Origin of the sequence: Rhizobium sp. ZX09 (assembly GCF_017357485.1) — a bacterium.
Taxonomy (GTDB): Bacteria; Pseudomonadota; Alphaproteobacteria; order Rhizobiales; family Rhizobiaceae; genus Agrobacterium; species Agrobacterium pusense.
Genome location: NZ_CP031363.1, coordinates 1,347,929 through 1,372,674 on the forward strand (window position 1 = coordinate 1,347,929; position 24,746 = coordinate 1,372,674).

The following is a 24,746-nucleotide window of genomic DNA, read 5'->3' on the forward strand; positions in this document are numbered from 1 at the left end:
CTCATAAAGTTCATGTCGCGTTCATCGCGCTTATGTGACAGTTACATGACACTTTTGCGACACCCGATTCACCTCCCCGGATCGGTGCTGGCGCCTGAAATACCGGAGTATGGGTTTGAGAGATTCGGCGCCAAAAACAACGGCTTCCGAAAAGGCTGGTTTTGTCTTTTCGCCTGCATGGACAAGGAGCCTTTCGAAGCTTTCTGGCACGGCCTACACGCTTGCCAACCTGACGGTCGCGTCCGTCGTGCTGGTCGTGGCGTTGGAATGGGTCGTCCGCGGCTCGCTTCAGGATGTCGGCACTTTCATCACCTCCTCCGCGCGTCCGGGCATGACAACCATTGCCGCCGTGCTCGCCCTTCTCGTCGCGCTGGATTCGATCCTCGGCCGGCGTTATCTTTCACTGATTGCGGTCGCGCCGCTCTGCGCACTGGTGTGGCTGATCTCAGCGCAGAAACAGACCTATCTTTCCGATCCGCTTTATCCCTCAGACCTGTTGTTCGGGCGGCAGATTCTCGAACTTTTGCCAACCATGCTGAAGGCGCAGCCGTTTACGGCGATGCTGGTGGGTCTCGGCCTCAGCGCGGCAATTGCCTCTCTCGCGGCTCTCTGGCTGCTGGCGCGCCGTCATTCGCCGGTGTTGCGCTGGCGTGAGCGCGCCGCCGGCCTTGCGCTGGCGCTGCCGCTTCTCGCCAGCCTCGCCTCGCTGATGGACTATTCGCATTATTCCTGGGTGCGCGATCGCCTCAACATCATCCCCATGATGTGGGATCAGCAGGAAAACTACCGCCATAACGGCTTCCTGATGGCCTTCGCCTTCAATATTCCCATGGCCAATGTCTCGGCGCCGGAGGGTTACGGCGAAAACAGCATCGCCGATCTCATCTCGGAACCGGCATCTTTCGCCGCCAATAAGGGTGATTACCCTGACGTCATCATGCTGATGAGCGAATCCCTGTGGGATCCGACCCGGCTTGAAAACGTGAATCTCTCGGCCGATCCCATGCCGACCATCCGCGCCAAACAGTCCGGCAACGTGTTTTCGCCCGAGTTCGGCGGCATGACGGCAAATGTGGAATTCGAGGCCTTGACCGGCTTTTCCAACGCCTTCCTGCCCTATGGCAGCATTCCCTACCAGCAATATATCCGCCGCCCGGTGCCCTCGCTCGCCAGCTTCTTCCGCGGCGAAGGTTATTCCGCCATCGCAGTTCATCCGTTCCAGGAATGGTTCTGGAACCGCAAGCAGGTCTATAAAAATTTCGGCTTCGAGGAATTCCGCTCCGAAGAGACGCTGCCGGCGATGGAAAAACGCGGCAATTTTGCCTCCGACGACGCGCTGATGGAAGAGATCATGGCGACGGCGGACCGGACGCAGAACCCGCTCTTCCTCTTTGCCGTCACCCTGCAGGGACATGGCCCCTATGAGACAAACCGTTACGCCGAAAACACCATCGGCATTGAGGGCGAACTTTCGGCTTCGGCCTCGCAGGCGCTCGCCACCTATTCTCAAGGGGTGGTGGAAGCGGACGAAGCGCTGCTGAAGCTGATGCGCTGGGCAAAGAAGCGCGACCGCGAAACCATCATCGTTCTCTTTGGTGATCACCTGCCGCCGCTCGGCCAGGCCTTTGTGGAAAGCGGTTACATGCCTGGCATGGTGGCCAGCCGCCGCGCGCCGCTGGAAGTAATGAAGAAGGAACATGAGACGCCGCTCGTCGTGTGGTCTTCGAAGAAGGGCGTGCGTAAGAATATCGGCACCATCAGCCCGGCGCTTTTGCCCTATCACGTGCTGAAGACCGCAGGCTTTTCCGATCCCTTCTATACCGGCACGCTGGGTGAAGTTCAGCAGGCCTTTTCCGTGATCGACCGCCACATGCTGGTGACGGCCGGCGGCGATGCCCTGCCCGACTGGTCGATCGCGCCGAACGCGGTCCCTGACGTGGTGCGCAATTATCGCCTGCTGCAATTCGACATGATGTTCGGCAAGCAATATGGAAAAGAGCGCTTTTTCCCCGGCTTCAATTGGCTGCACGAGGGCGCGCCGTCGGTGTAATGAATTTCGGCGAGGGACGCCTGAACGCATGGTGGCGGAAAACGTTTGAATTCCGCCATCATGCGGGTTTATCTTCGGGAAAGCTCCGCACCGCCAATCAGAACCGGAGACACGCCCGTGTCAGATATCTCCGACTATATCGTCTCTCATTTCAAGCGCTCCTCTCGTGAAATCGGCGAGGTGGAACGGCGCATTCTCGAGCTGGCGCACCAGAAAAAGCTGGTTTCGAGCGATATTAATGCGGAATTTTCCGCCGGCGCCAGTTTCGGCGACAGGCTGGCAGACAAGATCGCCAGGGTCGGCGGTTCCTGGAGTTTCATCCTCGGCTTCTGCTTTTTCCTGATTTTCTGGGCTATCATCAACACCATCGTACTGACCACCCGCGCTTTCGATCCCTACCCCTTCATCTTCCTCAACCTGCTTCTTTCCATGCTGGCGGCCATTCAGGCGCCAATCATCATGATGTCACAGAATCGTCAGGCCGCCCGCGACCGCTTCGAGGCCGCCAAGGATTATGAGGTGAATCTGAAGGCAGAACTGGAAGTGCTTTCACTGCATGAAAAGATCGATGTGAAAGTGCTGGCCGAACTGGCTGCGCTGCGGCAGGACCTTGCAGCACTTCACCGCCACGTCACCCGCAAGGAAGACTGACACCGGAAAAATTCACCCTCGCTTTTCCCCGCTCCGCGACAGGCTGTTATATTGGTCGCAGTCCTGCCGGGTGGACGCCAGACGTGGCGGAAACCAAAGGACGGTCCTGGTGGTGGAACGCTGGCAACGTTCGTGGAAAGGACCATGTCGCAGGGTGCAGTGCACGGCCCTTGCGAGATACGGCATGGTGAAAGACCCGGCTGCGCAACGCATCCGACCCACACCAAACCAAATCAAGGCGCAGCCGGGCAATCGCCCGACCTCTCTAGCGATCACCCGTTCGGCAGTGCCGTGCGGGATGAAGCTGTTGGGGTTTTAGGCGCATGTTCAGGAAAAGTGGACGGAGGTGGGTGTGGCTTACCCCCCTCTGCCCTGCCGGGCATCTCCCCCTCAAGGGGGGAGATCGATATGCGGCTAGGTTTCGACTATCTCGAAGTTTGAGAATGAGCCGTGGGAGAGCCCCTTGCCGATCTCCCCCCTTGAGGGGGAGATGCCCGGCAGGGCAGAGGGGGGTAAGCCACACCCACCTCCCTCCGATGTGAATAGCGCGACCCTCCGAATATCCCCACCCAGTTACGAATCCGTCAGATTCTTGCGCTACAGATTGACGCAGGCGTTTGTTGCATTGCACTCTAGCGGTCAAGGCAAACGGGGGAATCACTCCCCATCGTCAAAATGGCATCACGACCATTTCGCGGCGACGCCATGCCGGATGCGACATCCGGTATCGAAATGCATTCTATTCCGGGGTTCTTCATGCACCAGTTCGATCTGATTGTTGTCGGCAGCGGTCCGGCGGGAAGACGGGCCGCCATTCAGGCCGCCAAGCTCGAAAAGAAGGTTCTGGTCATCGAGAAAGGCAGCCGCGTCGGCGGCGTTTCGGTGCATACCGGCACCATCCCTTCAAAGACCCTGCGCGAAACGGCGCTCAATCTCACCGGCTGGCGCGAGCGCGGTTTTTACGGTCGCTCCTATCGCGTCAAGCAGGAGATCGACGCCGAGGACCTTCGCCGCCGCCTGCTCATCACCCTGGATCACGAAGTGGAAGTGCTGGAACACCAGTTCGCCCGCAACCGCGTGCAGCACATTCGCGGCACGGCAAGCTTCGTTGACGCCAACACCATGAAGGTGGTGAAGAACGACGGTGAGATCATGAATGTCACCGGCACTTCCATTCTGTTGACCATCGGCACCCGCCCCTACCGGCCGCCGCATATTCCCTTCGATGGCGAAGCGGTGCTCGATTCGGACGAGATTCTCGAAATCAAGGAACTGCCGCGCTCCATGATCGTGGTTGGCGCCGGCGTCATCGGCATCGAATATGCCACCATCTTCAGCGCGCTCGACACGCAGGTGACGGTGGTGGAACCGCGCGAAACCATGCTCGAATTCATCGACAAGGAAATCGTCGAGGATTTCGCCTATCAGCTGCGCGACCGCAACATGAAGCTGATCTTCGGGCAGAAGGCGGAAAAGGTGGAGCGCGACGAGAGCGGCAAGTGCCTCGTCTCGCTCGGCAATGGCCGCGTTCTGAAGGCCGAGACCGTTCTCTTCGCCGCCGGCCGTGTCGGCGCCACCGACACGCTCAACCTTTCGGCCTGCGGGCTGGAAGCCGACAGCCGGGGTCGCCTGAAAGTCGATCCTGAAACCTTCCAGACGTCCGTGCCGAACATCTATGCCGCCGGCGATATCATCGGTTTCCCGAGCCTTGCCTCCACGTCCATGGAACAGGGCCGCATCGCCGCCCGCCATGCCGTTGGCGCACCGGCCGGCGAACCGCCGCAGTTCTTCCCTTACGGCATCTATGCCGTGCCGGAGATCTCCACCTGCGGCCTGACGGAAGAGGAAGTCATCGAACGCAACATTCCCTATGAATGCGGTATCGCCCATTTTCGCGAGACCTCCCGCGGCCACATCATGGGTCTCGACAGCGGCCTCCTGAAGATGATCTTCTCGCTGAAAACCCGCCGCCTGCTCGGCGTCCATATCGTCGGCGAAGGCGCCACCGAACTGGTGCATATTGGCCAGGCGGTGCTGAACCTCAAAGGCACGGTGGAATATTTCGTCGAGAATACGTTCAACTACCCGACACTGGCGGAAGCCTACAAGATTGCCGGGCTTGATGCGTGGAACCGCATGGGTGAGATCAAGAAGGATTGAGGTTGCGCGGGGGCGGCTTTTGAGACGGCGGAGTTGCCGTAATCGGCCTTCTGAGAAAGCACAGCATCCCCATCCGTCATCCCGGCCTTGAGCCGGGGTCCAGCGCGATCAAGTCTTTGATAGCGAAATACTCTTTCACAGCGCCGACTCGCCGTCACTGGATACCGGGTCAAGTGTAGCGCGCAAAATCGAATGGCGCGAAGCGCAACATCAGTTGGCAACAGTTTCGGGTAGTGCGGTGCCACCGAAACGGTAGCAAATGAGATCGGCCTTCGCCAAAGTTCCGGCCGGAACAAAGGTGTCACCTTTCACAGTATCAGTGCTACCCGGCGCGATGAGGTCAAATGGCGGATTTGCACTCAGCGCCGCTAGGGGCAAACTATCTTTGTCGAGCGCCAGCACGTCGGCCGACAGGTAAGCATTCTCGTTACCCCTATTTACAACGGAGAAGCTAACCACGAGCTGGGTCAATGGTTTTGCCGTGAATGCCTTTTTTTCGACTACGCTAAGATTATTGATTTTGAATGCTGGACCTTCAGCTTTGAAATTTTCCAGTTCGGAGGCCTTCACGCATGAGTAGCTCCAAGTTTTGGCATCACGCGCAGGCTCTGCGGCTGACAAAGAGCCTGTAGCCGAGATGGTCGTTATCAGAAAAACAGTGAAGTGTTTCATCATAAGCTCTAAGCCCCCTAGTCATGATAGAGGGCTTTGAAGCATGAATTTGAGCGGTGTGCAATTCAGCGGCGCGGTCCGGAGATGACAACCTCTTTTACCGCCTTACTGTTTCCAGCTCCCTGTATGGAGTAGGTGCAGTCCACTTCTTCAATTCTAAAATCCTTGAAGGTCTCGAAGACACCTTGAACGGCGTTTAAAGACAGTATGAAGCGGCCTTTAATCTGGCCGAGAACATGCGCCATCTCGGCGAACTCCTCCCGACTGAACACGCCGGAGCCGTAGTCCGTTTCGTTCCCGAAGTATGGCGGATCGAGATAAAACAGCATCTCTGGCCGATCATATCGTTCAATGAAGCGCCGCCAAGGAAGCTGCTCGATGACGACACCTGCCATCCGTTCGTGGATCGCCTCCAGTTGCGGGGCAAGCTTCAGGAGATTGAAGCGAGCGCCCTGCATTGTAACCCCGAAGTTTTGCCCGGCGACTTTGCCACCAAAGGCCGTCCGCTGGAGATAAAGGAACCGCGCCGCACGTTCCAGATCGGTCAAGGTCGTGGGATCGACACGAGACAGGCGGTCAAACTCACGGCGGCTCGTAACCTGATATCGGAGCGTCTCCATGAACTGCGGATAGTGCCGCTGCAGTATCCTGAAGAGATTGGCGACATCACCGCTGATATCGTTGATGACCTCCATGCGCGGCTGGAGGTTCCTGCGGAGGAAAACACCGCCCATTCCGACAAACGCCTCCGCATAGCCTTCGTGCGGCGTCTCGTTGATACGGGCGATGATGGCTTTCGCCAGAACACGTTTTCCACCGATATAAGGGGCGGCGGGAGTGGCCGGAGCCACCGGTGTCAGATTCACCATTTCAAATATCTCTCGACTCAGTCACAGCAAATCCGCCCTGCAGGGTACGGGTGTGACAGTTATCGAATTGCGCTGTCGGACGGGTTAGGTCGCCAAACTTTGGCCCGTCGCTTGGGGTGCGTGCAAACACCCCGGCCACCCGGTCTACCGGCAGGCCGAAATCTTCATTCTCCTGCTACTCCTTGCCGCTCTCTGGTGCTTCGACGGCAACGCCGGTCTTGTAGCTGTCGGCCGCGAAGGTTTGAGTGACTGTTCCGGCGCGCCACGCCCCGTTCGCCTCCGGCCGAAAACCTGTGAGGTTCAAGGGGGTGTCGGCCATCAACTCGGGTCGGCCGAACATCATGAGGTTGCCTGAGCCGGTTGCACGGCCGAGTTTGTCGCCCTCCGACCCCGCCGCCGCTTCGGCCTCGGCCTTGGTGGCGTAAACGGTGCGCAGACGACGAACGGGACCCTTTAACCCGGTCGAATGCGAGACGGTTTCCGTTCTGCCGGTTGCGCGGTCAAAATAGGACGCCTCGACCTTGCCGAACTTGGTGCGGGGTTCGACCTCGAAATCGCCGCTCTCGCATTCGCTTTTGTCGATCGTGATAGTCGGCAAGATGCCGCGAGACAGGAACAGGAATTTATTGCCCTTGATCGAAAAGAGCGCCCGGTTGCGATCGGCAAGGCGGGTCAGGAAATCAAGCGAACTCTGTCCAACGCGAGCGATGTACTCGATTTGCTTCGAAGCCAGCTCGGGACTGACCTTGGCGTCGTAGCCGTGCCGTTTGGCGAGCTGCTCAACCACATCACCGATGGTGGTCTGATCAAAGTGTTCAGAGCCTTGCTCCTTGACGTCTTCGCGCATGTCGGCCGAGTGGCCGGAAATGGTCAGTTTGTCGCCGTCCTGCCCGAAGCTGATCCTGTTTTTCTCGACTGTGAACTCGCCCATGACCCACGACCCAAATTCCTTGTAGCCGAACGAAACAGAGAGCTTGGCTCCCTTTTCCGGAATTTGGATCGCGTTGCCGGAATCATCGAAAACCAGTTCAATACGGTCGGCCTCCTGACCTGCATTGTCGGTGACCGTCGCTGTCGACAAGCGATCATAGAAGCCCGGCGCGACGGCTTTGCCGCCGACGAAGCACTCGATGAATGGTTTGTGCCGCATCAGTCCCACAGCCTCACAACCGATGTCGATGTTGCCCGGATGGTGAACTCGGGCAGGATGATTGTGCTGCCAAGCGGAAGAAGGATGCCGCGATCGGCGATACTTGGGTTGGCTTCGAGAGTCGCCTCGACGTAGCCATCGAGTTTGCCCGCCACGCGCCGATCATTGAGGGCCTTGAAGGCGTGATCAAAGCAGACGAGATCGATGCTCAGGTCTTCAAATTCTATGACGCGGGTCCCGGCCGGGATAATGGTGGCGCTCATATGAACAGCCCCACGGGCTTGCCGCCATCATGGAAGGGCGCAACCTCTATGGTATAAGTCACTTTCCGTCCGAGGCCTGCCCTGTTGATGGCTGACTGCTCGTCATCGACAAACAGGATCACGACGCGGCCGTAGACAGTGGCGACGGTGGAACTGGCGTCGGCCCAACCGATCAGCATCACGGGATTGGCGGCGCGTTGCGTTGTGCGGACTGCCTCGAAATCCGCCCTGTCACCGAATTCATCAGGAAACAGCAGACCGGAGATCGTGATCGTGTCGTCGCCATAACCTACAAACTGGCGGCCGGGATAAGTGCCGAAGCGCGGGATGGATGCCCACTTCGCTTCCGTCGACCGGGCGAACTGCTGATAGTTCAACCGGTCGATCTGGAAAATATGCGGACCGAGCGCGAGCAAAGCGGAACTCATGGCGCAGCTCCATCATTCAGGGCGCTGGATCGAGCAGAGGAGATCGACGCGCCCAATTTTGATGCTGCGGCATTACCCGCTGCCTTCGGATCGGGTGACGAAATATTTTGGATCACGTTCTGGTTTATTGTGACGTTCGACGTGGTGTCGCCAGCGGCGGGCGCTGACGCGGCTGACTGTTGAGGCTGGTACGGTTGCGTAACGGAAATATCATCACTACCGCCAAATATTGCAGGCCACTTAAAAAGGCCGGTGAGATCGATGCTGCCGATGGCATCACGAATTCGTCCTGGCACACCAGCCAACCAGCCATAGAGCGCTTCAAAGGCCATTTTGAAGCCATCGACAACCGCGTCTCCAAGCGCTGCACCGGCAGAACGCATCGCTTCCTTGTCGCTGTCAGACAGTTTTTCCTGAGAGAAGAAGGACGTAATAACCTTCCAAATCTCGCTGAGCTTCTGCTTTGCGGCTTCGATCATCTCACCGAAATCGAACATCTTCGCCATCGAGGCTTTGAACGCTGCGATCGAGGCGGGATCGATGTTGAGAGCGGAGCCGATGCGGTCCACGAGACGCGACAGCGCATTTGTGACACCCTCAACGCCGGTATTAAAGAACGCGACGATCGGCCCTGCAAAACCGGAAGCGAATGAGGAAATGCGGTCCCAATACTTCCAGACGGCAAATCCGGCTGCCGCCAGAACGGCTGCAATTGCCCAAACCGGCGCTGTGATCCCGGCGACTATGCTTGCAAGACCAGAGGCAAAGGCGGTCAACGCCGCCGTGACGGCCGAGAGCGAACCGGCAAGCCCTCCGCCGCTCGCGGCCGAGATGAAGGAAAGACCGCCGATCGCGTTTCGCAGCATCGGAATACGGCCAGCGACAGGCAGGAGCGCCGAGCCGAGCGCCGAGGCGCTGCCCGCCGCAAATCGCCACGCTCCGGCGATGATGCGCCAGCCGGTAGCGATGTTCCTGCCATCCTGAAAGCGAAGGAACGTCGAGGTGAATCCGATCGCGGACAGTCGCATGGCGGCGAAGGCATAGGAGGCAACGCGCATGGCGACCGATGCCGCCAGTAGCCCGGCCGTGATTTTCACGATCGTCGCCGTCAGCTCAGGGTTCGCCGTGGTCCAGTCGTTGACCATCCGCACGATGGCCGTGCCGCGAAGGACAATATCCTGCACCACGGGCAGCAATGCGCCGCCTGCAGAAAACAGGTTGTCGACCTCGGTAACGAGGCCCTTGATCTGGGTTTTCAGGCCAGACATGACGTTGACGAAATCCTTGTCGATGACGCCGCTGGCTGCACCAGCCTCATCACGGATGCGCTTGTAATCCTCCAGATTGGGGATCAGGGCGCGAAGGAAATCGAGAACCTGCTTGTCGGCGAACAGCTCGCCCATCTTGTACTGATCGCCGCCCGTCGCCTTTTTGATCAGCTCCAGCGAATGCAACAGGGGATCGGTACCCTTGGCAGCGGCCGACTTCATCTCCTTCTCGATGTCGATACCCATCTTCTTGAAGTTCTTCACCGTGTCCGGCGAAGTGATCTTCCCTAGGAAATTCGACATGTTGTTTGCGGCCTGATCGGCAGAACCTGCCGACTTCATGGCGATCTGGAGCGCGGCGGCAAGCGATGCCACGGCCGGGACACCCTGCATCTTCAGCGCCGAGGCGTTGGCGGTCAGCTCGGGGAAATTCCGTGCCATGTCCTTCAGCTCGAATGAGCCGGACTTGCCGGTGGACGCCATGACATCAAACGCTTTGGCAAGATCGGTCGCGGCAACCTTCAGGTTATCCATGACGGCGTAACCGGCATTGCCCATGTCGCCGACTTCCGCCTTGGTGGCAGTCGATGCCTGGCCGGTCGCCTCGATCGCGGCAAGGCTCTCGTCAAGGTCCATGCCCTTGCCGACATAGGTGGCAAGGATTTGCAGCAGCTCGGTCTTGTTCTTGCCGGTGGTGCGGGTCTGTGCAATCAGCCGCGCCTCGATCTCGCCCATGCGGTCGATCGGAATCTCGGCGACGTTGGCGAAGTCGATAAAGGCGTCCTGAAAATTCGCGCCCTTGAAGATCGGCGCGGCAAGCGTCATGGCCTGCCCGAACGCGCCAAGCATCCGGCCGCGAGCATCGCGCAGCGCCGCCTCGGCGTTTCGAGTGGCGGTCTCGATATTCTCGACGGTAAAGCCGTCCCTGATCGCGCCGGAGAAACCTTCCTTGGCGGCCTGCCCCAAATCGAGAAGGCCGGACTTCACCTTTCTGGCGGGTCCGGTCAGTTGGTCGATCAACCGAATGACAAAAGAGATATCCATGTCATTCGGTCCTTTGGGCGGTTCCGGTCAAGCGGGGGAGTTCGGCGCGATATGAGAGAGCATCCAGCCAAGGCATCTGTGCGATTTCCGAGGGCTGAAACTTGTAGACGGCCGCTAGGTCTGCGGCGTATTCGAACGCCCGAGGGACCGGAGTGCCGGAAAAAAATCGAGCAGCGCCTTGCCGACAGAAACGAGGTCAAGCCAGTCGAGCTGATCGATGAAGGCCGTTTCCTCGCGCGACATCGAGGCGACGATGCCGGTCAGGCTGTCGAGGCCATCGGTGGTCAGCAACGTGCTGGAAAGCTCGGTAATAAGTCCGCCGATATCGACATCATCGATATTCGCCTTGCCGTCGCTCATCAGCTGCGAGGCGAGCTTCGGGCCAATCAACACGGCGAGCTGCTTGGCGTGAGCGACGTTCGGCCGGTACATCGTGAAACTGTCCCGCTTCGCCGGTTTGCCATCCGCGCCCTCAACAGGGACAGGGACGGCGAGCGATATCTTGACTTCTTGAACGAGCGACATGGCGAGACCTTACGAAAAGAGGATGGAGCGGCGGGTGGAATTGATGGCCTGATAGTTCCAGATGTCCCAGCCACCCTTTTTGAAACTGAAACGGTGCATCACGCGGCCGTCCCAGTATTCGGTGTAAGACCAGATTGACTTGATCTCGTGGTCGTAGCCGGTGGCCTTACCGCCCGCCATGGACTCGCCTTCGACTTTGGAAAGACGACCGGTTACGTCGATGGCGTGCTCATGCTCGGTTCCGTCTTCCTCGGATATCACCAGCTTCTTGCCGGTCCAGTTCTGACGCACACCGGGAGGTCCGCCGAACAGGCCGAGGGTTTCGGGCGTGTGGCTCTTGAGCTTGAACGGCATAGTCAGAGCCTTGACGCCGAGGCCGCTGATTTCCAGTTCCATATCAGAGCCGCCCGGCTGGAAGGTCTCGGTGATTTCTTCCAGCGGCGGAAGCTTGAGCGTCTCGATGTCGAGCGCCATGTTGATGTTGTCGTTGACGTAGAGCGTGAAGCCCCGGACGATGCGAAGTGTCATGGTGGCCCCTTATGCGGCGGAGAGATAATCGGCGATCGTGCCGCCGAACTCGGCAGTCACACGACGCTGGATTTCGTTGGCGAGGTTGTCGAGGTAAGCCTCGTTACGGCGAGAACCGAAGATCAGGTCTTCGAGCGGTGGTGTTTCTTCGGCGTCGAACTCGACCCGGAGCTTGCCGAGCCGCAGGTTTGCGTTGCTGTTCGCGGCGCGGTCCCAGAACACTCGACCACCGAGGATGGCACCCACGTTCTGCATGCTGTCCAGCAAGTCCTGAAGGCTCCGCATCACCGCAATGACATGCTGCGCGGTCAGGTTCTCGTCATTCGCCCACGGCCGGAAGCCGTTGATGATGGCTTTCTCGATCGTTGCGCGTGTGCGCACCACGTTGACGAACTGCCAGAGCGTGTCTTCCGAGGCCGTGCGATTGCCCCACAGGATGCGACCATTCGTGGCGAACTGGCCGTTAGCGCCCTGCGAAAGCCGCGACGGAATGAAGGTGGCGATTCCGTTCTGATTGAGCTGGTTTGCCTCGTGATCGATCTCTCCGTCGAAATAGGTAATGGGCCGAGCAGTGCCAAGAACGCCCTTTACCTCTTGGTTCGACGGCGACCAGTAGGCACCGCCCTTTTTCTTGTCGCGCTTCACGAACATGGCGGCCGCAAAGGGAGAAGCGGGCTTGGTGACGATCGTCGCACCGGAAGCGACACGCACAAACGGGTCGACTAGATAAGTGTAGCGCGACGAGAAATCTGCACGGAACGCGAGGCTAGTGGCCGCGTCCGGGCCGCCAGTATCGAGAATGGCGATAGCCTTCAGCTTTTCAGAGACCTGCTCCACTGCATCGGCTAGGGGGTTCTTGGCATTTTCGACGCGACCGGAAGAATAACCCGGTGCGATGACGAGACCCGGCTCGACGCCCACATGACCACGGGCAAACGAGAGCGCATGAACGCCAGTCATCGAGGCGGCCGAACCCTGCAGCTTAGCGCGGGTTGCTTCCGGCGTCTGACCTGCCTCGCAACGGACGAATACGCACTGCGCTTCGATACCCTGCGCCCGGATCGCATTAATAATGTCGATCGCGGTACCGGTAGTGCCGAGCGCTGCAACCTTGTCAGCCTCGTGAGTATAAAAGGCTACCGGTTCATCGTAGGGGAAAAGCGTGTTTGAGGCGTCCGGCGCAATGACGGCCGCGCCGATCGCGGAGCTGTCGGCCGTTTCAAGCGGCCTGCTTTCGCTGCCAGCATCAATTACGCGGACGCCATGATTAAAATCGAGTGCCATAAGCCGTCTCCAAAGGTCTAATTGGAGACAAATTAGGTTCCGAGGCGAGGAGCGGAGAGCCTGACACTGTCAGTCCGACAAAGAAAAAGGGCGGTTTGAAGCCGCCCTTGAAGACTATTTAATGACCTATTTACGGCCGCCTGTCCATCCGGTCAGGCGTAGTTCGCGAGAGCCCACGTCCAGAGGTCGTCAAGCTGTGCCTGCGTGATGTTTTCCAGCTCGGCCATTTGGTTCAACAGCGGATCGGTGCGTCGATAAAGCTGCGCATCCTCGAAATACACAATCGCCTGCTGCTTTTCGACGCCTTCGGGCATGGCGTCTATATGGGCTTTCACGCCCGCTTTTGTGACGCCGATTTCAGCGGCAGCCAGCCAAAAGCCAAGTCGAGGGATCGGCGGAGCAACAGGCGTGGGCGCAACAAAGGCTACGGGTACGTTGCCTGCCGCGAGCCACTCATCCCGCATACGCCTAATGTGGCTGTCGGCTGGCAGGGAAAGATCATCCGACCATTCCGTACCGTCCGACATTACAATTTTCGCGGTTGAATACGGAGGCGGCGCTGTAAGTCTGATTTCAGTGATCATAATCAAAGCCTCGCGTTCGCCGTCCAATAGATGCGGCTGTAATTATTCCCGCCATTGCTCTGCATGTAGTGGTAGAAGCTTTCGAAAGTTTTCGGGTCCACTCCGGAGAAACTCCCCTCCAGCACGCTTGAGGACATGTTAGGGACAACCCGCTTCTTTTCAGCAAAGCCGATATTGACGCCGTAAGTCCAATTTGGCCCCGGCACGTAAGCGTTGAATGTCGCCTCGCCATTTTCGAAATACCTAAGGCAATCACGATAAACGGCCTTTGCGTCAGGCAATTCCCATTCTGGAAGGTTGTTGCCCTCATAAAGCCCAACATCCGCGACCTCGAAAACATTACCTACTGTGCCGACCGCTGGGCTTTGTGCGGCCGTCCCGACAAGGTTGCCGTTAAGCCATTCACCTTCTTGACTGGTGATGAAGTTACTGCCGCTGGCGAACGTAATTCGCGCGGACAAGCCGACGCCAGTATTGTCCTTGATCCACGTGCCCGTTGTGCACCCCGGAACTACAGCCGTCACCAACTTATCCTTGTTCGCCTCCGCCGCCGTGACAGTGAACATTTTCACATAGGACATGGATGAGGCTTGATTGTTGGTGAACGAAAGGCCGTAAGTACCTTGTGGAAGCTTAACCACACCGCGCCATGTGAACGGGCGCGCGTCAGTTGTTCCGAATTTTAGATCGGCAACATCAAGACCTTCGATATTGAACGCAACGCCGTAATAATCGCCAGTGCCATACGCTGCATCTGCTGTGATTACTGTTGCCCGAAATCTAGTCCCTGAACCGCCGGGGGTTACCGCTAGAGCTTGACCTGCCCTCAATACGCCGCCACCTGTACTGTTCAGGAAAACGCCGTCAAATACGTAAAGTGCCGAAGCGACATCAATAGTTGCCCCTGCCGCGCGATCTTGGCAGACTTGAAAAGCGGGGTTGAGGTGGCGATTACGCCTGCTGGCCTTCGTGGACGCCGACCGTGCAACCGCATCAATAGCAGCCCCCTGTAAGTCGCTGACCGGCTTGTCCTTATCGGAGGTGTTGTCGGCATTGGCAAGCCCGACATCACCTTTAGCCAAGGTCACATCACCAGACAGTTCCTTGCCGTTGACCTTGCGGGTGGTTGGCACTTTGCTCGCGAGGCCGTCAGCGAGAGCGCTTGCCGTCGCGTAGTAGGCTGGCAATTGACCGCCGAACTTGAGTGCATCCGGTGCCTTGCCGCCAATAATGATCTGATCAATCTGGTTTTGGGCCAGCGTAATGGACTGCTGCAGATTTACGATCTGCGGCGCGACGTTGATCTGAATGTAGTCAAGCGAGGCCTGAATACCCTGTGCCTTCAATGTCTCGAAGGTGGCTTCAAGCTGCTCACGATCGGTGACGCGATCGGCAAGGTCGCCCATTACCGCGTTCCACAGGTCCACCGTGAACTCGGTAGGAGGCCAAGAGGGAAGCTGGTAGCGATTATCGCGCGTTGGCGTAGTCAATGACATCCTCCCCTTCCTGCTCGATGACGGTTTTCAAAACCGAGCCGGACATTTCGATTTCGTTGAGTGGTCGATACCGAAACGGTCCGAGCGTCACTGGCCGTTTCAATTTGACGTCATAGGTTTTCTTCTCATCAATTCTCATGGGTGCCTCGGGCTAAAGGGCGGAAATGAAGCCGTCCTGAAGGAACGGGACGGTGACAGGGTTGTCGGTGTTGGCCGCAAAATGCATGCGGGCGTTCTGTGTGGCAGCGCCCAGTGAATAGGTGGAGACGAAGGTTCGCCGCGCCGGATTGTTCGGGTCGGTCGTGACTACTGTGGTGCCAGGAGCAATCACGTTGTTGCCCACCATGATCCGGGGTGTGAAGGTGTGGTGAGCCGGGTCGAAAGCATCCAGCGTATACTGCGTAACGATGGCGCTGGTTGAGATGCCGAAATCGAAGGCCTTGGTGACCGCTTTCATGTTGGTGCGGTTTCGAGCTACCCGCGAGACAGCTTTCGCGTCCAGCTGGATCATCGGCTGAAGATCGGCCGTGCCGACCATCACGAGGCGCAGCTCCACCGATGCTGGCAGGCCAACAAGCGGGTTCGTGGTTGGGTCGCCATCATCCAGTTCGACCCACGCGGTCGTTCCTATAGGGCGGATTTCCCATACAAGTGCTGTGCCGCCCGGCACCCAACCTGAGAAGAGCATGTCGATCTGTGTCATGCCGTCAGCGAGATTGAGAGCCTGCATCGGGATCACCGTGCGCGGGCTGTGATAACGCGCTCCATTCACCCTGAAGCAGAAGTCGATGTCCATCGAGCCTTGGGCGAACACGCCATCCGTGCAGATAAACTGCGTTCCACCGGTGTACTTGTTGCCGGTGGAAACAGAGAGCGCGTGCGCGCCAGTGGTCACGGTCACGATGGCATACCGCTTGCCGCTCTCCATCAACGTGTAGGGCATGACGCAGTTAACCCAGCCGACCGCCATGTCTTTGTGTTCGATCGTGCTGATGGCGAGGACACGGTCAAACAGCGGGGTGCCTCCCGTCGAAACTTCGACCACGGCGACGTGAACATCGCCATCAAGTCCAACCTTGGCGAAATGCAGGTCGATCGACGTCATCAGCATGGGCTGGGCGACAAGAAACGACTGAGCGTAAATGGAGCCGTTCATCCCAACCTTCTCGGTGACGTACTCCCAATAAGGTTCGCTATAGATTTCGTAGCGGATCTGGCGAACGCCGTATTGCGAGTGGCCATTGTTGCGAGTGTAGACCTCGGCGACCTCGAAAGTTTCACCCCCTACGTTCAACATCTGGCCGACACGCGAGTCCTCGCCAAGACCAGACCATCCTGCCTGATTTTCGCACGCCCACATGGTCGGTCCATAAGTCAGGCGCACGCGGGAGGCTTCCAGCCGCTTGAGCGTCGTCTGAGTATGGACGAGCTGCGAGATGTTGAGCGTGCTGTCGAGAGACGTGTTCTCGATTTTCACGACCTCGTCAAAGGCCGGGATCATGCGGCGGTCCCGGAAGGCGATCTGCGGATTGTCCTCGGCCTGCACTTCGAGACGCGCCTGCACAATCGCGGCAAATCCAAAGCGAACGCCTTCCTCGACCCGCGCCAGCCAGTCCACATGCTGCAGGTCCCACCGATCGGGGATCAGGCCATTGTCGAAGACATAGGCGCGGGCCTCATCGGGCAGGTCGACCTTCAGTCTTGCGGCACCGATGTCGCGCTGCATCTGGCGGATGATCGCCGGGCGCGGAATGTCGGTCAGCCGGGTGGCAATATTGGTGATTTGTGTCTCGATGGTTTCGGTACGCAGGAACAGCCCGGAGAGGTTTATTTCCAGCGCCGTCACGCGCCCCTCGACCTCGTAAAGCGTCTTGACGCGAGTGGTGTTGCCCGGCTCGATCGTATCAACACCGGTTGATCTCAGCAGGACGAACGCGATGCAAGCATCGGTCTCCGCCACCACCGGCTTTGCCGGAACCGGGTTCGCCTCTCCAGCTTGCACGATCAGATTGACGATGCGGCGAACAGTTTTGGGCGTGACGCGCTGCACCGGGATCGATGTCTCAGGGTCCTGAGACGTTTCGAACGGCCGGCTCGCCGTTTCGGTTATTTCTTCGCCACGCAGCAAGATGGCGACCCAGCGCTGATCAGACGCCGCCGGCGGGATTTGGAGCTGAAGGTTGACGTCCTTGGACGCCGCCTGCGCGTAGACCTTCTCACCGGCCACATAGCGGCCCGGCGATACGGTGATCTCTTGCACGGACTTGCGGGCAACGGTGAAGTGCGACCAGTGAGCTGGATAGCCGATTGCGTCCCGCCAGACGCCATCAATGTCCTGCTGCGCAAACAGGCTGATATTTTCAAAGTCGCTGTGGTCGGCGATTTCGGCATTAGAGAAGGTAACGCGGGGCATAGGCTGGTCCTCGTATCAAAGATATTGGCGGTGGCGATAACCGCCCGGCGAAGTGCTGCCGTCGATCTTGACGGCGTCCTGCAGGGTGATTGGTCGACGCCATGCGAAACTGACGGTGTAGAGGGTGTCCGGCGTCTTGGCGGTGATCATGGCGCGCTTTGCGCGGCGGATCGGTTCAAGATCGACAGATGTAAGAGCGGCGCGGCCGAAAGCCGATCGGCCGATCTGGAAATGGTTCTTCGGAGCACGCAAGGTGACATGCACGAGGTAGTGCGCCGTGAACGGCTGGTGCGCGATCGGCGTGCGGCCGAGAACGGCGCGACCGAACGTGAACCGAGCTGGATGCGCGATCCGGTCAACAATCTCAGCGTCGACAAATGCGAGATAGCGCTTAAGGCCGATAAGCGTGCCTTTCAGCGCCGCCAGCCGCGAGCCGGGATATAGGACGGAACGCCCGGCGCATTGGGCAATCATTTCGCGCTTCCGTTCCTCGGTCCAATCGTCATACCAGAGGTCAACCGAATGGTGCGCGGCGAGGTAAGGCAGCAGCCGCGCCTCCGTCTTATAGGGGTCCATCAGGTCGGCGAAAGGCACAGCCAGGTCGTCGGACATGCCACCGGCAAGCGCGTATTCAAAAGCCTCGGAATTAGAGGGCAGAAGTGCGACAACGTCCCTCATGCACGGACCTCCGTCACCACTGTCAGCTCAGTCATAACCGGCACGGTGTATGGATCGGGTTCGATCGCCACCGGCGAAAGGTCGTGCACCTTGACGATGTTAGCGCCATAAGCAGCACCCGACAGGAGGCCCTCGGGGATTTCGCCGCCAACGGTGGTCCGCTCGATCGCTGCAGCCGTCACGCGCTTCACGGCCTCGGCCTTCAGCAGATCAGGCGACGGCCCGGTTCCGACAATCTCCAGCACCAAAGACACCTGATATTCCCTGCGTGATGCCGCCATGATGGAAACACTGACAGCCTCTGGTGTGCGGTCGGGGTCGAGAACAGCGGCGCGCACTGTCGCCAGTTCGGCCGGGGTGGGCTCGCGGCCGAACGGCCCGATCAGCACCACATCGGTATCGCCGCGACGGCCATGGACCGCCCGGCCGTTGATCCGGGCGTCCCACAGTCCAAGCATCCTGTCCTCGGTCTGCGGCCAAGCGGTCCATGCGTCATAGAGGTAACGGCCCGGAGAGCCGGATGCAGGCGCATCGAGCGAAAGCAGGTAGCGGCGCAGTAAGGACGCATCGCCTTCCATGACGGCGTCCGTATTCGCAGTTGCCGGTGACACGATCTGGCGCTCGACGTTGTTGTCGGCCGCCACCGCGTCGAGGTTGGAACCTTTGGCATAGGGTGCAAGCAAGGCACGGAAAGCGTCGTTGACGCGCTGGCGATCGAGAAGCCGGAGATAGGTCCAAGCCTGACCGACGATATTGGCACTGTCGGTCTCGAGGTCGAGTGTCTCATAGGCAGGCAGCGTCGGATCAAGCTGACGCTGGATATCCCATACCTGAAGGAACCGCGCCTTGAACCCGGCAATCATCGCCTCGGCACTCAATGTCTCGATCGCGTCAGGAACCGGCAGGCGGGAAAGGTCGATAATCTGAAAGCTCATGCGGCCTCCGGCCAAGACGTATTAACGGTTTCGTAGACGGACCAGTCGCCGAGGTGGCCACGCGGGAACCAGACGCCGGTCAGAATAAAAATGAAGCGGCCGGTGCGCTCGTATTCGACCAGCTCGATCTTCTGCAGGCTGAAACCGGGTTCGCCGCCATCAGGGTCATTGAGCGCATCGGCAATCGCCCGATAGGCTGCAAGGATAGTTGTGGCATCGGCATTGCCGTCCTGCAGCTCGCGCAGAACCGAGCCGATATGACGGCGAAGGACGCGACTTCCTAACCGTGTCGTCAGGCACTTCCTGATCGACTGGACGCAATGCTTCCAGCCGAGCAGCATCTTGCCTGTCCTCGCGTCGATACCGGCCCGCATGGTTACTCCTTCACAGCCTTGGCTTTGGCTGCGGGCGTGGTTTCGGTTCCACCTGCAGGCGGTTCCGTCTTCGTACCCGGCTCCTCGATCTCACCCGCGATCAGCGGATAAGCCGCCTGTTCGTCGGTCAGCTCGATGGGCTTGCCGACGCCGGGCGAACGGACGCCCGCGACAAAAAGCCCGGCTCTGGCAGTGACGGTGAAAGTCTTTTTAGAGGTCATTAAAGGCTCCTTTATTCGTTGGGTTCGTAGGTGTTTTCGCCGCCCCTGCGGATGCCGCCGTGGTTGTGGCTATCGCCGACATTCTTTTCGTTGTGGCGCAGGCGGGCCGAAAGAGCGTGAATGGTGTCTTCCGAAAGCGTGATGCTGGAGCCGCCATGCGAAAGCTTCAGGCCCTCGGCCGTCATGCGGATCGCGGACCCGGCATAGGTGATTGCCAGCTCCTTCGGCGTCCCGGCCGGGTTCTGTGCATCGTCCGTGTGGCTATCGCGGATTGCGAGCGACTGACTGCCGATCTCACCATTCGGCGAAAACAGCCGCATGGGATCGCCGATCGCGACGGGCATGTTGGTACCGGTGGCTCCGGCCGCTTCCTGCACCTGCACCCATGGGGAGAGAAACGGTTTGCCATTGGCACCGACTGCGGCCAGCTCCAGCCGCACGCGGCTGCCCTCGATCTCGGCGACACGGCCGGTCATCTGTGATGCCACGAGGCGGCGATTGAGATCGTCAATATTCTTGTAGATGCCGCGAAACTCGCGGACGATGATATCGGCATCAGACATGACCGGCCTCCGGCATATCGATCCGCTCTCCATTCACCTCGAACTCGGAGATGACAACACCGTCAGGACCGAACAGGCCGTCGCCGAGCTGGCGGAGCGTCTGGTTCCACTCGACGGACATGACGCCGACGCCGCGCTGTTTAACGGCTGCGGAAATGATCGGCTGGATGACGACAGAAGACGGCGCGGTGAGCTTCGTCATGCCCCAGAGCTGGCCCGGATGAAGAAGCGTTCCGATCGCCTCGGCGATATTCCAGCCGTCTTCCTCGCGCTTGGAACCCTCAGTGATGACAAAGGCTACCATGCTCAACGCGGCCTCGGCCTGTCCGTTCGGTTGCCATGCAAGCGGACTGCGCAGGATCGCAAGGCGCACGCCGGGTGCACGGATCATTTCGCGCTCCAGCTCCGACAGATCGAAGCGGCCGAACTGCGCCTCGCATGATCGAAGGTTGGGAAGGATGCGCTTGATGTCAGTCAGAACAGATTCACGGAAGGTGATAAGACGGCCGCTCATCGCTGCACCAGTCTGGAAAGCCAGTCCTCTGTTGTCTCGACCAGTTCATTCTGGTTGGCGACGGACATGCCGAGATACGGCCGGGCAGGCATTTCGACCTGCTTGACCACGGCGAAATTGACAAAGCCGCCGGAGACCCACCAGAACTTCAGCGCGCTGCCGTTCTTGGGCTTGACGATGCCGCCGAGCTGGTGAATGCGGGCATAGACCAGACCGGAACCGATCATGATGGTGGAGGCGTCGGCGATATAGTCGATCGAGCGGGAAAGCGCGCCTGAAGCAAACAGGATGCTGGTTCCCTGATTGTTGCGAACCCACGGCGTTCCGTCCGGCTCGGTCTTTTCGACCTCGATACGGTGACGTATCTGGCCTTGCACGAGACGGCCTAGACCTTCGTTCAGTTCGCCGAGCGGCGCGTTCTCGATCCCCTCAAGGGCGAAAATCGCTTCCTCATAGCCGACAAGTTCAGTGACGATACCGCTCATGGCAGGCGATCCCGACCGAACAGACGAGGCCCGGAATAGAATGCAGCACCACTGGAGGACAGGCCGTCATCGGTCGGCACCTTCGGTTCGTCAGCGCCGAGACCCGCCTTGCCATCGGCAATGCGCTTCAGCAGCTCGACGGCCTGCTTGTAGCGGTCCTCGATCGTGGTGGTGAGACTGGTGTGGCGGATCGCCAGATAATAGACGGCGATGTTCACGCAGGGCATGACAAGCGCCTGAGGCGTGCCGGGAATCGGCGTGGCATAACGGGCAGAAAGATGGGTGTCGATTTCGCCGCTGGCCTGTTCGACGGCGCGGGCGATGGCAACCTCGGCGTCCACGTCCTCGTGAATAAGGTCCGCGATGAACTCGGAACCCCACAAATCCTCGATATTGGTGCGACTTGCGTATGCCATGGAAGAAACCCGTTGAAGATGCTCCCGCAGCCGGATTGCTGCGGGAGCTGGTCGCGCCGCTTGGGAGGCGGATCAAATAGCGCCAAGCGCCATGAAGGTGGCGAGATCGGCCTCGTCCACGTCGCCGGGCAGGTGTTCACCCGGCGCGTAGGTCTTGCCGGAAAGGCGAATTTCCTGTTTGGCCTTTGGGCCGGGCGTGGCGGCAATAGCTGCGGCTTTCGCGTCCGCCTCGGCTTTGGCCTTCTCGGCCGCGTCAGCCTTCGCCTTTTCTTCTGCTTCCGCCTTGGCTTTCGCAGCGGCCTCGGCCTTGGCCTTCTCCTCGGCGTCGGCCTTGGCCTTCTCCTCGGCGTCGGCTTTTGCCTTCGCATCAGCGTCGGCCTTCGCCTTTACGTCGGCTTCCGCTTTTGCTTTCGCCGCAGCTTCCGCCTTGGCCTTTTCCTCGGCCTCGGCCTTTTTCTTCGCTTCTGCGTCAGCCTTTGCCTTCGCGTCCGCCTCTGCCTTAGCTTTCGCGGCCGCTTCGGCCTTGACCTTCTCTTCTTCAGAAGTTCCCATGTGACTGTCTCCGGTCGGATTAAACGACCGGCCCCGCAGGGCCGATGATGGTTCAGGAGAGAAGGCCGGTCAGGCGACGGCGTTCTGGATCAGGTAGCCGACGCTCTTGGCGCAGACGAGTTCGCGGACCTTTTCGCCGACACGCACGCGCTTGCCGCCTTCAAGGCCGATATCCTTGTCCTCGATCGAACCGGCGATGCGCTTGCCGTTGGCGGCGGTGAAGCCCCACGTGATGACCGAGCCATCCGCCTGCTTTTTCGTCGGATCGATGTAGAGCAGCGAGACCGACTTGCCCCAGACGCGGCTAAGGTTCACCTGCTGACCCTTGCGGGAGAGGTTCACCTGGGCGACGCCAATCAGGAGGTTCTTGACGTCGATTTCGAAGAGTTCGGCAAACTGCTGTTTGGTGATGGCGCCATCTTCGGTCAGACCGCCCTTGACGGCCTTGATCAGCTTCGGGTGGCGCTTGATCTTCGACCATGCGGGCTGGCCCATGACGATGGTGTTCGGGCGATAAACCAGCGTCTTGTCCATGCCCTCATCAATGACCGCATAAGGATCGGAATTGGCGAAGTCGGAAAACTGCTGGTTACCGGCCAGAACGAGACGGCGCGCGGCGTCATAGTTGTCCGGGTTCTGAACCACGGCGGCAGCACGCACCTCGCGGCCGAGCTGGACAAGGTTGGTGAGACCTTCCGTCGCCAGCGCCTCGGGATCGATCGTGGACCGCTTCTCGCGCCGGGCCTTCTCGGCTTCCTTGATATCCGAATAGGGAATTGGATCATCAAGGCCGTAATTGCGGACGCTGCTGTCGCGCTCCTCGCCGGTGAACTCGATGCGGCCGGGCTGGCCGGTGCGGCCGACTTCCAGTTCCGGCACGGTGAAGGCTTCGCCGAGCGGGAACTCGGTCCATTTGAAGGTGTCGCCGAGGACATCGACTTCAGGCAGCACGCGATCATAGATCAGCGTGGCGGCCGGATTGCGATATCCAATGGAGATCGCCGTCAGCGTCGGCGAGACCGGAAAAGGTCTGTTGGTGGTGTTCACTTAAAGCGTCCTCGAAGTTAGGCGGGCGTGGAAAGAACGCCGGGCGCGACCTGATAGGGAATGACATCGTCGGCAGAGCCATCCGACATCGCGAAGCCGATGATGCGCACCACTGACCCGGCCACCGGCACGGCCTTGACGGCCTTGGCGTTGGCATTCGAGGTCAGCGGGTCACCAAAGGAAACATTTCCGCCGCAGCGAACCTCGGACCAACCGGCCTGATCGACATCAAGGATGCCTTCAGCCGGAGCGCCGAGCATGGTGGCTGCGCCGATAAGCGGATCGGTCGGGCCAGCCGCAGCGGCAACCTTGCCTTCAGCCGCAGCCTTGACGATGAGATAGCCGGCGATCGCGGCAAGGCCGACACGGAAAGATTTGATGAGAATGGGCGTCGTCATTTCGTCTTCGTCTCCTCGACATGGCGGACGGCCTCGGAGATCGTGACGCTGATGCCGAGTGCGGCCTGATCGTCCTGATACTTGCGGGCAAGCGAGGCGATTACGACCGGGTCGCGGTCATCCTCGGCAGTCCGGGTGTTGACGTTGCGGTTGTCCAGATCGGACGGTGCGCAGATGACAGGCAGGGTCGCGGCAAGAGCTTTGAACCGCTCCAGCCCGCCGTTTTCGGCGCACATGGCGCGATAGCCGTCACGGGATGCCGGGGTGATTTTCCCGGCCGCGATCTCGGCATCGAGGGCGGCGTCGATCTCGCGATCGGCGTCCTTCTTCTGGAGCGCGGCAAGTGCCGTGCGGGTCTGGTCGAGATCGGTTTTCAGCGCCTTGACCTCGGCGGCAGACGTATTCGACTTGACGGACGCAAGCGCCGTTTCGGTCTCTGTCTGCAGCTTGGTTACGGCGGCGGTGATCGCCTCGGCATTGCTGCCGTTCTCGATCTTGAGCAGGCCGCACAGGGCGGAACGCTCATCCTGACGCGCAGTCAGTGCCGCAAGGATCGCCTTTTCATCGGCATCCTCCGCAAGACCGAGCGCCTTGGCAATTGCCTTCGACATCGGTGGATTTTCCTTTTCTTCAGGGGAGACACGGCTCAAAGCCGTCATGACCAGTGCGGGCCGGTTTACGAGGCCTGCACCGTTGAGGCGCAAAATCAGGCCATCAATCGTGTGATCGAAATCGGGAGACAGGAAACGGTATTCCTTGTCGACGATTGCCGCAGATGCCTTCGGGGTCCAATCGACCTTTCCCCAGACACCGCCGTCGCGCTCCTCGACAAGCACGATCCAGCCAGCAGCCGGAGCGGCAATGCCCTGCGGTGCGAGATGGGCCTGACCATGCTCATAGTCGATCGCGAGCGGGCCATCGTTGAGCTTGAAGGCTTCAACGACGATCTGCGGCTGGAGCGTCCAGTTGCGGCCGTCCCGCGCCTTGATCTCGGGTCCGGCCGGAAACAGCTCGACCCATTCCGGAGGGGTCTTTCCCTTCGAAGCGGCGATTGCGGCGAGGCTGAAAATTGCGGTTGCGGTTTTTTTCGTCATGGGCGATTAATGCCCTGACGGCGGGAGACCTAAGAGACTGACACTGTCAGTGCCACGCCGATCTTTCCCAAAACCTGATCTGTG

At 59.5% G+C, this 24,746-nt stretch carries 28 protein-coding genes; 3 read left to right on the plus strand and 25 right to left on the minus strand.

Translation table 11 applies throughout. The features are described from left to right. Positions 1-109: 109 nt before the first annotated feature. From BTN45_RS06620 to sthA, 3 genes are all read left to right on the plus strand, one after another. Complete coding sequence (locus tag BTN45_RS06620; RefSeq protein WP_207589430.1) at positions 110-2,050, plus strand: LTA synthase family protein; 1,941 nt, start codon at positions 110-112, stop codon at positions 2,048-2,050. A 117-nt stretch (positions 2,051-2,167) separates the two neighbouring features. Then, the gene (locus BTN45_RS06625; RefSeq protein ID WP_035210951.1) at positions 2,168-2,701 is read left to right on the plus strand and encodes a DUF1003 domain-containing protein; all 534 of its coding nucleotides are present in this window, start codon (positions 2,168-2,170) and stop codon (positions 2,699-2,701) included. Positions 2,702-3,457: 756 nt separating this feature from the next. Further along, positions 3,458-4,861 (plus strand): Si-specific NAD(P)(+) transhydrogenase, encoded by a 1,404-nt coding sequence (sthA, locus tag BTN45_RS06630; RefSeq protein WP_004442050.1) that lies wholly within the window; start codon positions 3,458-3,460, stop codon positions 4,859-4,861. Positions 4,862-5,071: 210 nt separating this feature from the next. Here sthA and BTN45_RS06635 read toward each other — a convergent pair whose 3' ends face one another. The 25 genes from BTN45_RS06635 to BTN45_RS06755 form a co-directional block, all read right to left on the minus strand. After that, positions 5,072-5,536 carry a hypothetical protein gene (locus BTN45_RS06635; protein WP_207589431.1) on the minus strand — a complete coding sequence of 155 codons (465 nt, stop codon included), beginning with the start codon at positions 5,534-5,536 and terminating at the stop codon, positions 5,072-5,074. Positions 5,537-5,598: 62 nt separating this feature from the next. Further along, the gene (locus BTN45_RS06640; RefSeq protein WP_207589432.1) at positions 5,599-6,402 is read right to left on the minus strand and encodes a DNA adenine methylase; all 804 of its coding nucleotides are present in this window, start codon (positions 6,400-6,402) and stop codon (positions 5,599-5,601) included. A 175-nt stretch (positions 6,403-6,577) separates the two neighbouring features. After that, entirely contained in the window at positions 6,578-7,552 is a 975-nt protein-coding gene (locus BTN45_RS06645; RefSeq protein WP_348649827.1) for a late control protein, read from the minus strand. Beyond that, complete coding sequence (locus BTN45_RS06650) at positions 7,552-7,815, minus strand: tail protein X (protein ID WP_207589434.1); 264 nt, start codon at positions 7,813-7,815, stop codon at positions 7,552-7,554. Before BTN45_RS06650 ends, BTN45_RS06645 begins: the two co-directional genes overlap by 1 nt. Further along, positions 7,812-8,243: a phage tail protein gene (locus BTN45_RS06655; protein WP_207589435.1), complete on the minus strand. Its 432-nt coding sequence runs from the start codon at positions 8,241-8,243 to the stop codon at positions 7,812-7,814. Before BTN45_RS06655 ends, BTN45_RS06650 begins: the two co-directional genes overlap by 4 nt. After that, positions 8,240-10,555, minus strand: a complete 2,316-nt coding sequence (locus BTN45_RS06660; protein ID WP_207589436.1) for a phage tail tape measure protein — start codon at positions 10,553-10,555, stop codon at positions 8,240-8,242. Before BTN45_RS06660 ends, BTN45_RS06655 begins: the two co-directional genes overlap by 4 nt. A 114-nt stretch (positions 10,556-10,669) precedes the next feature. Beyond that, on the minus strand, positions 10,670-11,080 hold the full coding sequence (locus BTN45_RS06665) for a hypothetical protein (protein ID WP_207589438.1): 411 nt from the start codon (positions 11,078-11,080) through the stop codon (positions 10,670-10,672). A 9-nt stretch (positions 11,081-11,089) separates the two neighbouring features. Further along, positions 11,090-11,608: a phage major tail tube protein gene (locus BTN45_RS06670; RefSeq protein ID WP_207589439.1), complete on the minus strand. Its 519-nt coding sequence runs from the start codon at positions 11,606-11,608 to the stop codon at positions 11,090-11,092. A 9-nt stretch (positions 11,609-11,617) separates the two neighbouring features. Next, positions 11,618-12,892: a phage tail sheath subtilisin-like domain-containing protein gene (locus tag BTN45_RS06675; protein ID WP_207589447.1), complete on the minus strand. Its 1,275-nt coding sequence runs from the start codon at positions 12,890-12,892 to the stop codon at positions 11,618-11,620. Between the two features lie 152 nt (positions 12,893-13,044). Continuing rightward, positions 13,045-13,419: a hypothetical protein gene (locus tag BTN45_RS06680; RefSeq protein ID WP_207589450.1), complete on the minus strand. Its 375-nt coding sequence runs from the start codon at positions 13,417-13,419 to the stop codon at positions 13,045-13,047. A 59-nt stretch (positions 13,420-13,478) separates the two neighbouring features. Beyond that, positions 13,479-14,972: a hypothetical protein gene (locus BTN45_RS06685; RefSeq protein ID WP_207589452.1), complete on the minus strand. Its 1,494-nt coding sequence runs from the start codon at positions 14,970-14,972 to the stop codon at positions 13,479-13,481. Further along, positions 14,944-15,111 (minus strand): hypothetical protein, encoded by a 168-nt coding sequence (locus tag BTN45_RS06690; RefSeq protein ID WP_207589454.1) that lies wholly within the window; start codon positions 15,109-15,111, stop codon positions 14,944-14,946. Before BTN45_RS06690 ends, BTN45_RS06685 begins: the two co-directional genes overlap by 29 nt. Before the next feature lie 12 nt (positions 15,112-15,123). After that, on the minus strand, positions 15,124-17,385 hold the full coding sequence (locus BTN45_RS06695; protein ID WP_207589456.1) for a hypothetical protein: 2,262 nt from the start codon (positions 17,383-17,385) through the stop codon (positions 15,124-15,126). A gap of 15 nt (positions 17,386-17,400) precedes the next feature. Beyond that, positions 17,401-18,063 carry a phage tail protein I gene (locus BTN45_RS06700; protein WP_207589458.1) on the minus strand — a complete coding sequence of 221 codons (663 nt, stop codon included), beginning with the start codon at positions 18,061-18,063 and terminating at the stop codon, positions 17,401-17,403. After that, a complete protein-coding gene (locus BTN45_RS06705) occupies positions 18,060-18,998 on the minus strand; it encodes a baseplate J/gp47 family protein (protein ID WP_207589460.1) in 939 nt (312 codons plus the stop codon). Before BTN45_RS06705 ends, BTN45_RS06700 begins: the two co-directional genes overlap by 4 nt. After that, positions 18,995-19,372 (minus strand): baseplate assembly protein, encoded by a 378-nt coding sequence (locus BTN45_RS06710; RefSeq protein ID WP_207589462.1) that lies wholly within the window; start codon positions 19,370-19,372, stop codon positions 18,995-18,997. The genes BTN45_RS06705 and BTN45_RS06710 overlap by 4 nt, the downstream gene beginning before the upstream one ends. Before the next feature lie 2 nt (positions 19,373-19,374). Then, positions 19,375-19,593, minus strand: a complete 219-nt coding sequence (locus BTN45_RS06715; protein WP_080823271.1) for a hypothetical protein — start codon at positions 19,591-19,593, stop codon at positions 19,375-19,377. 11 nt (positions 19,594-19,604) lie between these two features. Continuing rightward, positions 19,605-20,156: a phage baseplate protein gene (locus BTN45_RS06720; RefSeq protein WP_207589463.1), complete on the minus strand. Its 552-nt coding sequence runs from the start codon at positions 20,154-20,156 to the stop codon at positions 19,605-19,607. Then, positions 20,149-20,670: a hypothetical protein gene (locus BTN45_RS06725; RefSeq protein ID WP_207589464.1), complete on the minus strand. Its 522-nt coding sequence runs from the start codon at positions 20,668-20,670 to the stop codon at positions 20,149-20,151. The genes BTN45_RS06720 and BTN45_RS06725 overlap by 8 nt, the downstream gene beginning before the upstream one ends. Next, entirely contained in the window at positions 20,667-21,155 is a 489-nt protein-coding gene (locus BTN45_RS06730) for a phage virion morphogenesis protein (RefSeq protein ID WP_207589465.1), read from the minus strand. Before BTN45_RS06730 ends, BTN45_RS06725 begins: the two co-directional genes overlap by 4 nt. Next, complete coding sequence (locus BTN45_RS06735; protein ID WP_207589466.1) at positions 21,152-21,571, minus strand: DUF1320 domain-containing protein; 420 nt, start codon at positions 21,569-21,571, stop codon at positions 21,152-21,154. The genes BTN45_RS06730 and BTN45_RS06735 overlap by 4 nt, the downstream gene beginning before the upstream one ends. Before the next feature lie 72 nt (positions 21,572-21,643). Beyond that, a complete protein-coding gene (locus BTN45_RS06740; RefSeq protein WP_207589467.1) occupies positions 21,644-22,123 on the minus strand; it encodes a hypothetical protein in 480 nt (159 codons plus the stop codon). A 69-nt stretch (positions 22,124-22,192) separates the two neighbouring features. Continuing rightward, positions 22,193-23,170 (minus strand): capsid protein, encoded by a 978-nt coding sequence (locus BTN45_RS06745; protein WP_207589468.1) that lies wholly within the window; start codon positions 23,168-23,170, stop codon positions 22,193-22,195. A gap of 17 nt (positions 23,171-23,187) precedes the next feature. Then, a complete protein-coding gene (locus BTN45_RS06750) occupies positions 23,188-23,568 on the minus strand; it encodes a hypothetical protein (protein WP_112154141.1) in 381 nt (126 codons plus the stop codon). Continuing rightward, positions 23,565-24,662, minus strand: a complete 1,098-nt coding sequence (locus BTN45_RS06755) for a phage protease (protein ID WP_207589470.1) — start codon at positions 24,660-24,662, stop codon at positions 23,565-23,567. Before BTN45_RS06755 ends, BTN45_RS06750 begins: the two co-directional genes overlap by 4 nt. Between the last annotated feature and the right edge of the window lie 84 nt (positions 24,663-24,746).

Coding starts and splice junctions, on each gene's coding strand:
- BTN45_RS06695 (WP_207589456.1), bottom strand. CDS start 17,385: ATGCCCCGCGTTACCTTCTCTAATGCCGAAATCGCCGACCACAGCGAC.
- BTN45_RS06690 (WP_207589454.1), bottom strand. CDS start 15,111: ATGAGAATTGATGAGAAGAAAACCTATGACGTCAAATTGAAACGGCCA.
- BTN45_RS06655 (WP_207589435.1), bottom strand. CDS start 8,243: ATGAGTTCCGCTTTGCTCGCGCTCGGTCCGCATATTTTCCAGATCGAC.
- BTN45_RS06660 (WP_207589436.1), bottom strand. CDS start 10,555: ATGGATATCTCTTTTGTCATTCGGTTGATCGACCAACTGACCGGACCC.
- BTN45_RS06675 (WP_207589447.1), bottom strand. CDS start 12,892: ATGGCACTCGATTTTAATCATGGCGTCCGCGTAATTGATGCTGGCAGC.
- BTN45_RS06645 (WP_348649827.1), bottom strand. CDS start 7,552: ATGCGGCACAAACCATTCATCGAGTGCTTCGTCGGCGGCAAAGCCGTC.
- BTN45_RS06665 (WP_207589438.1), bottom strand. CDS start 11,080: ATGTCGCTCGTTCAAGAAGTCAAGATATCGCTCGCCGTCCCTGTCCCT.
- BTN45_RS06620 (WP_207589430.1), top strand. CDS start 110: ATGGGTTTGAGAGATTCGGCGCCAAAAACAACGGCTTCCGAAAAGGCT.
- BTN45_RS06650 (WP_207589434.1), bottom strand. CDS start 7,815: ATGAGCGCCACCATTATCCCGGCCGGGACCCGCGTCATAGAATTTGAA.
- BTN45_RS06670 (WP_207589439.1), bottom strand. CDS start 11,608: ATGACACTTCGCATCGTCCGGGGCTTCACGCTCTACGTCAACGACAAC.
- sthA (WP_004442050.1), top strand. CDS start 3,458: ATGCACCAGTTCGATCTGATTGTTGTCGGCAGCGGTCCGGCGGGAAGA.
- BTN45_RS06755 (WP_207589470.1), bottom strand. CDS start 24,662: ATGACGAAAAAAACCGCAACCGCAATTTTCAGCCTCGCCGCAATCGCC.
- BTN45_RS06705 (WP_207589460.1), bottom strand. CDS start 18,998: ATGAGCTTTCAGATTATCGACCTTTCCCGCCTGCCGGTTCCTGACGCG.
- BTN45_RS06685 (WP_207589452.1), bottom strand. CDS start 14,972: ATGTCATTGACTACGCCAACGCGCGATAATCGCTACCAGCTTCCCTCT.
- BTN45_RS06750 (WP_112154141.1), bottom strand. CDS start 23,568: ATGACGACGCCCATTCTCATCAAATCTTTCCGTGTCGGCCTTGCCGCG.
- BTN45_RS06635 (WP_207589431.1), bottom strand. CDS start 5,536: ATGATGAAACACTTCACTGTTTTTCTGATAACGACCATCTCGGCTACA.
- BTN45_RS06735 (WP_207589466.1), bottom strand. CDS start 21,571: ATGGCATACGCAAGTCGCACCAATATCGAGGATTTGTGGGGTTCCGAG.
- BTN45_RS06740 (WP_207589467.1), bottom strand. CDS start 22,123: ATGGGAACTTCTGAAGAAGAGAAGGTCAAGGCCGAAGCGGCCGCGAAA.
- BTN45_RS06720 (WP_207589463.1), bottom strand. CDS start 20,156: ATGTCTGATGCCGATATCATCGTCCGCGAGTTTCGCGGCATCTACAAG.
- BTN45_RS06680 (WP_207589450.1), bottom strand. CDS start 13,419: ATGTCGGACGGTACGGAATGGTCGGATGATCTTTCCCTGCCAGCCGAC.
- BTN45_RS06715 (WP_080823271.1), bottom strand. CDS start 19,593: ATGACCTCTAAAAAGACTTTCACCGTCACTGCCAGAGCCGGGCTTTTT.
- BTN45_RS06730 (WP_207589465.1), bottom strand. CDS start 21,155: ATGAGCGGTATCGTCACTGAACTTGTCGGCTATGAGGAAGCGATTTTC.
- BTN45_RS06640 (WP_207589432.1), bottom strand. CDS start 6,402: ATGGTGAATCTGACACCGGTGGCTCCGGCCACTCCCGCCGCCCCTTAT.
- BTN45_RS06710 (WP_207589462.1), bottom strand. CDS start 19,372: ATGCGGGCCGGTATCGACGCGAGGACAGGCAAGATGCTGCTCGGCTGG.
- BTN45_RS06725 (WP_207589464.1), bottom strand. CDS start 20,670: ATGAGCGGCCGTCTTATCACCTTCCGTGAATCTGTTCTGACTGACATC.
- BTN45_RS06700 (WP_207589458.1), bottom strand. CDS start 18,063: ATGAGGGACGTTGTCGCACTTCTGCCCTCTAATTCCGAGGCTTTTGAA.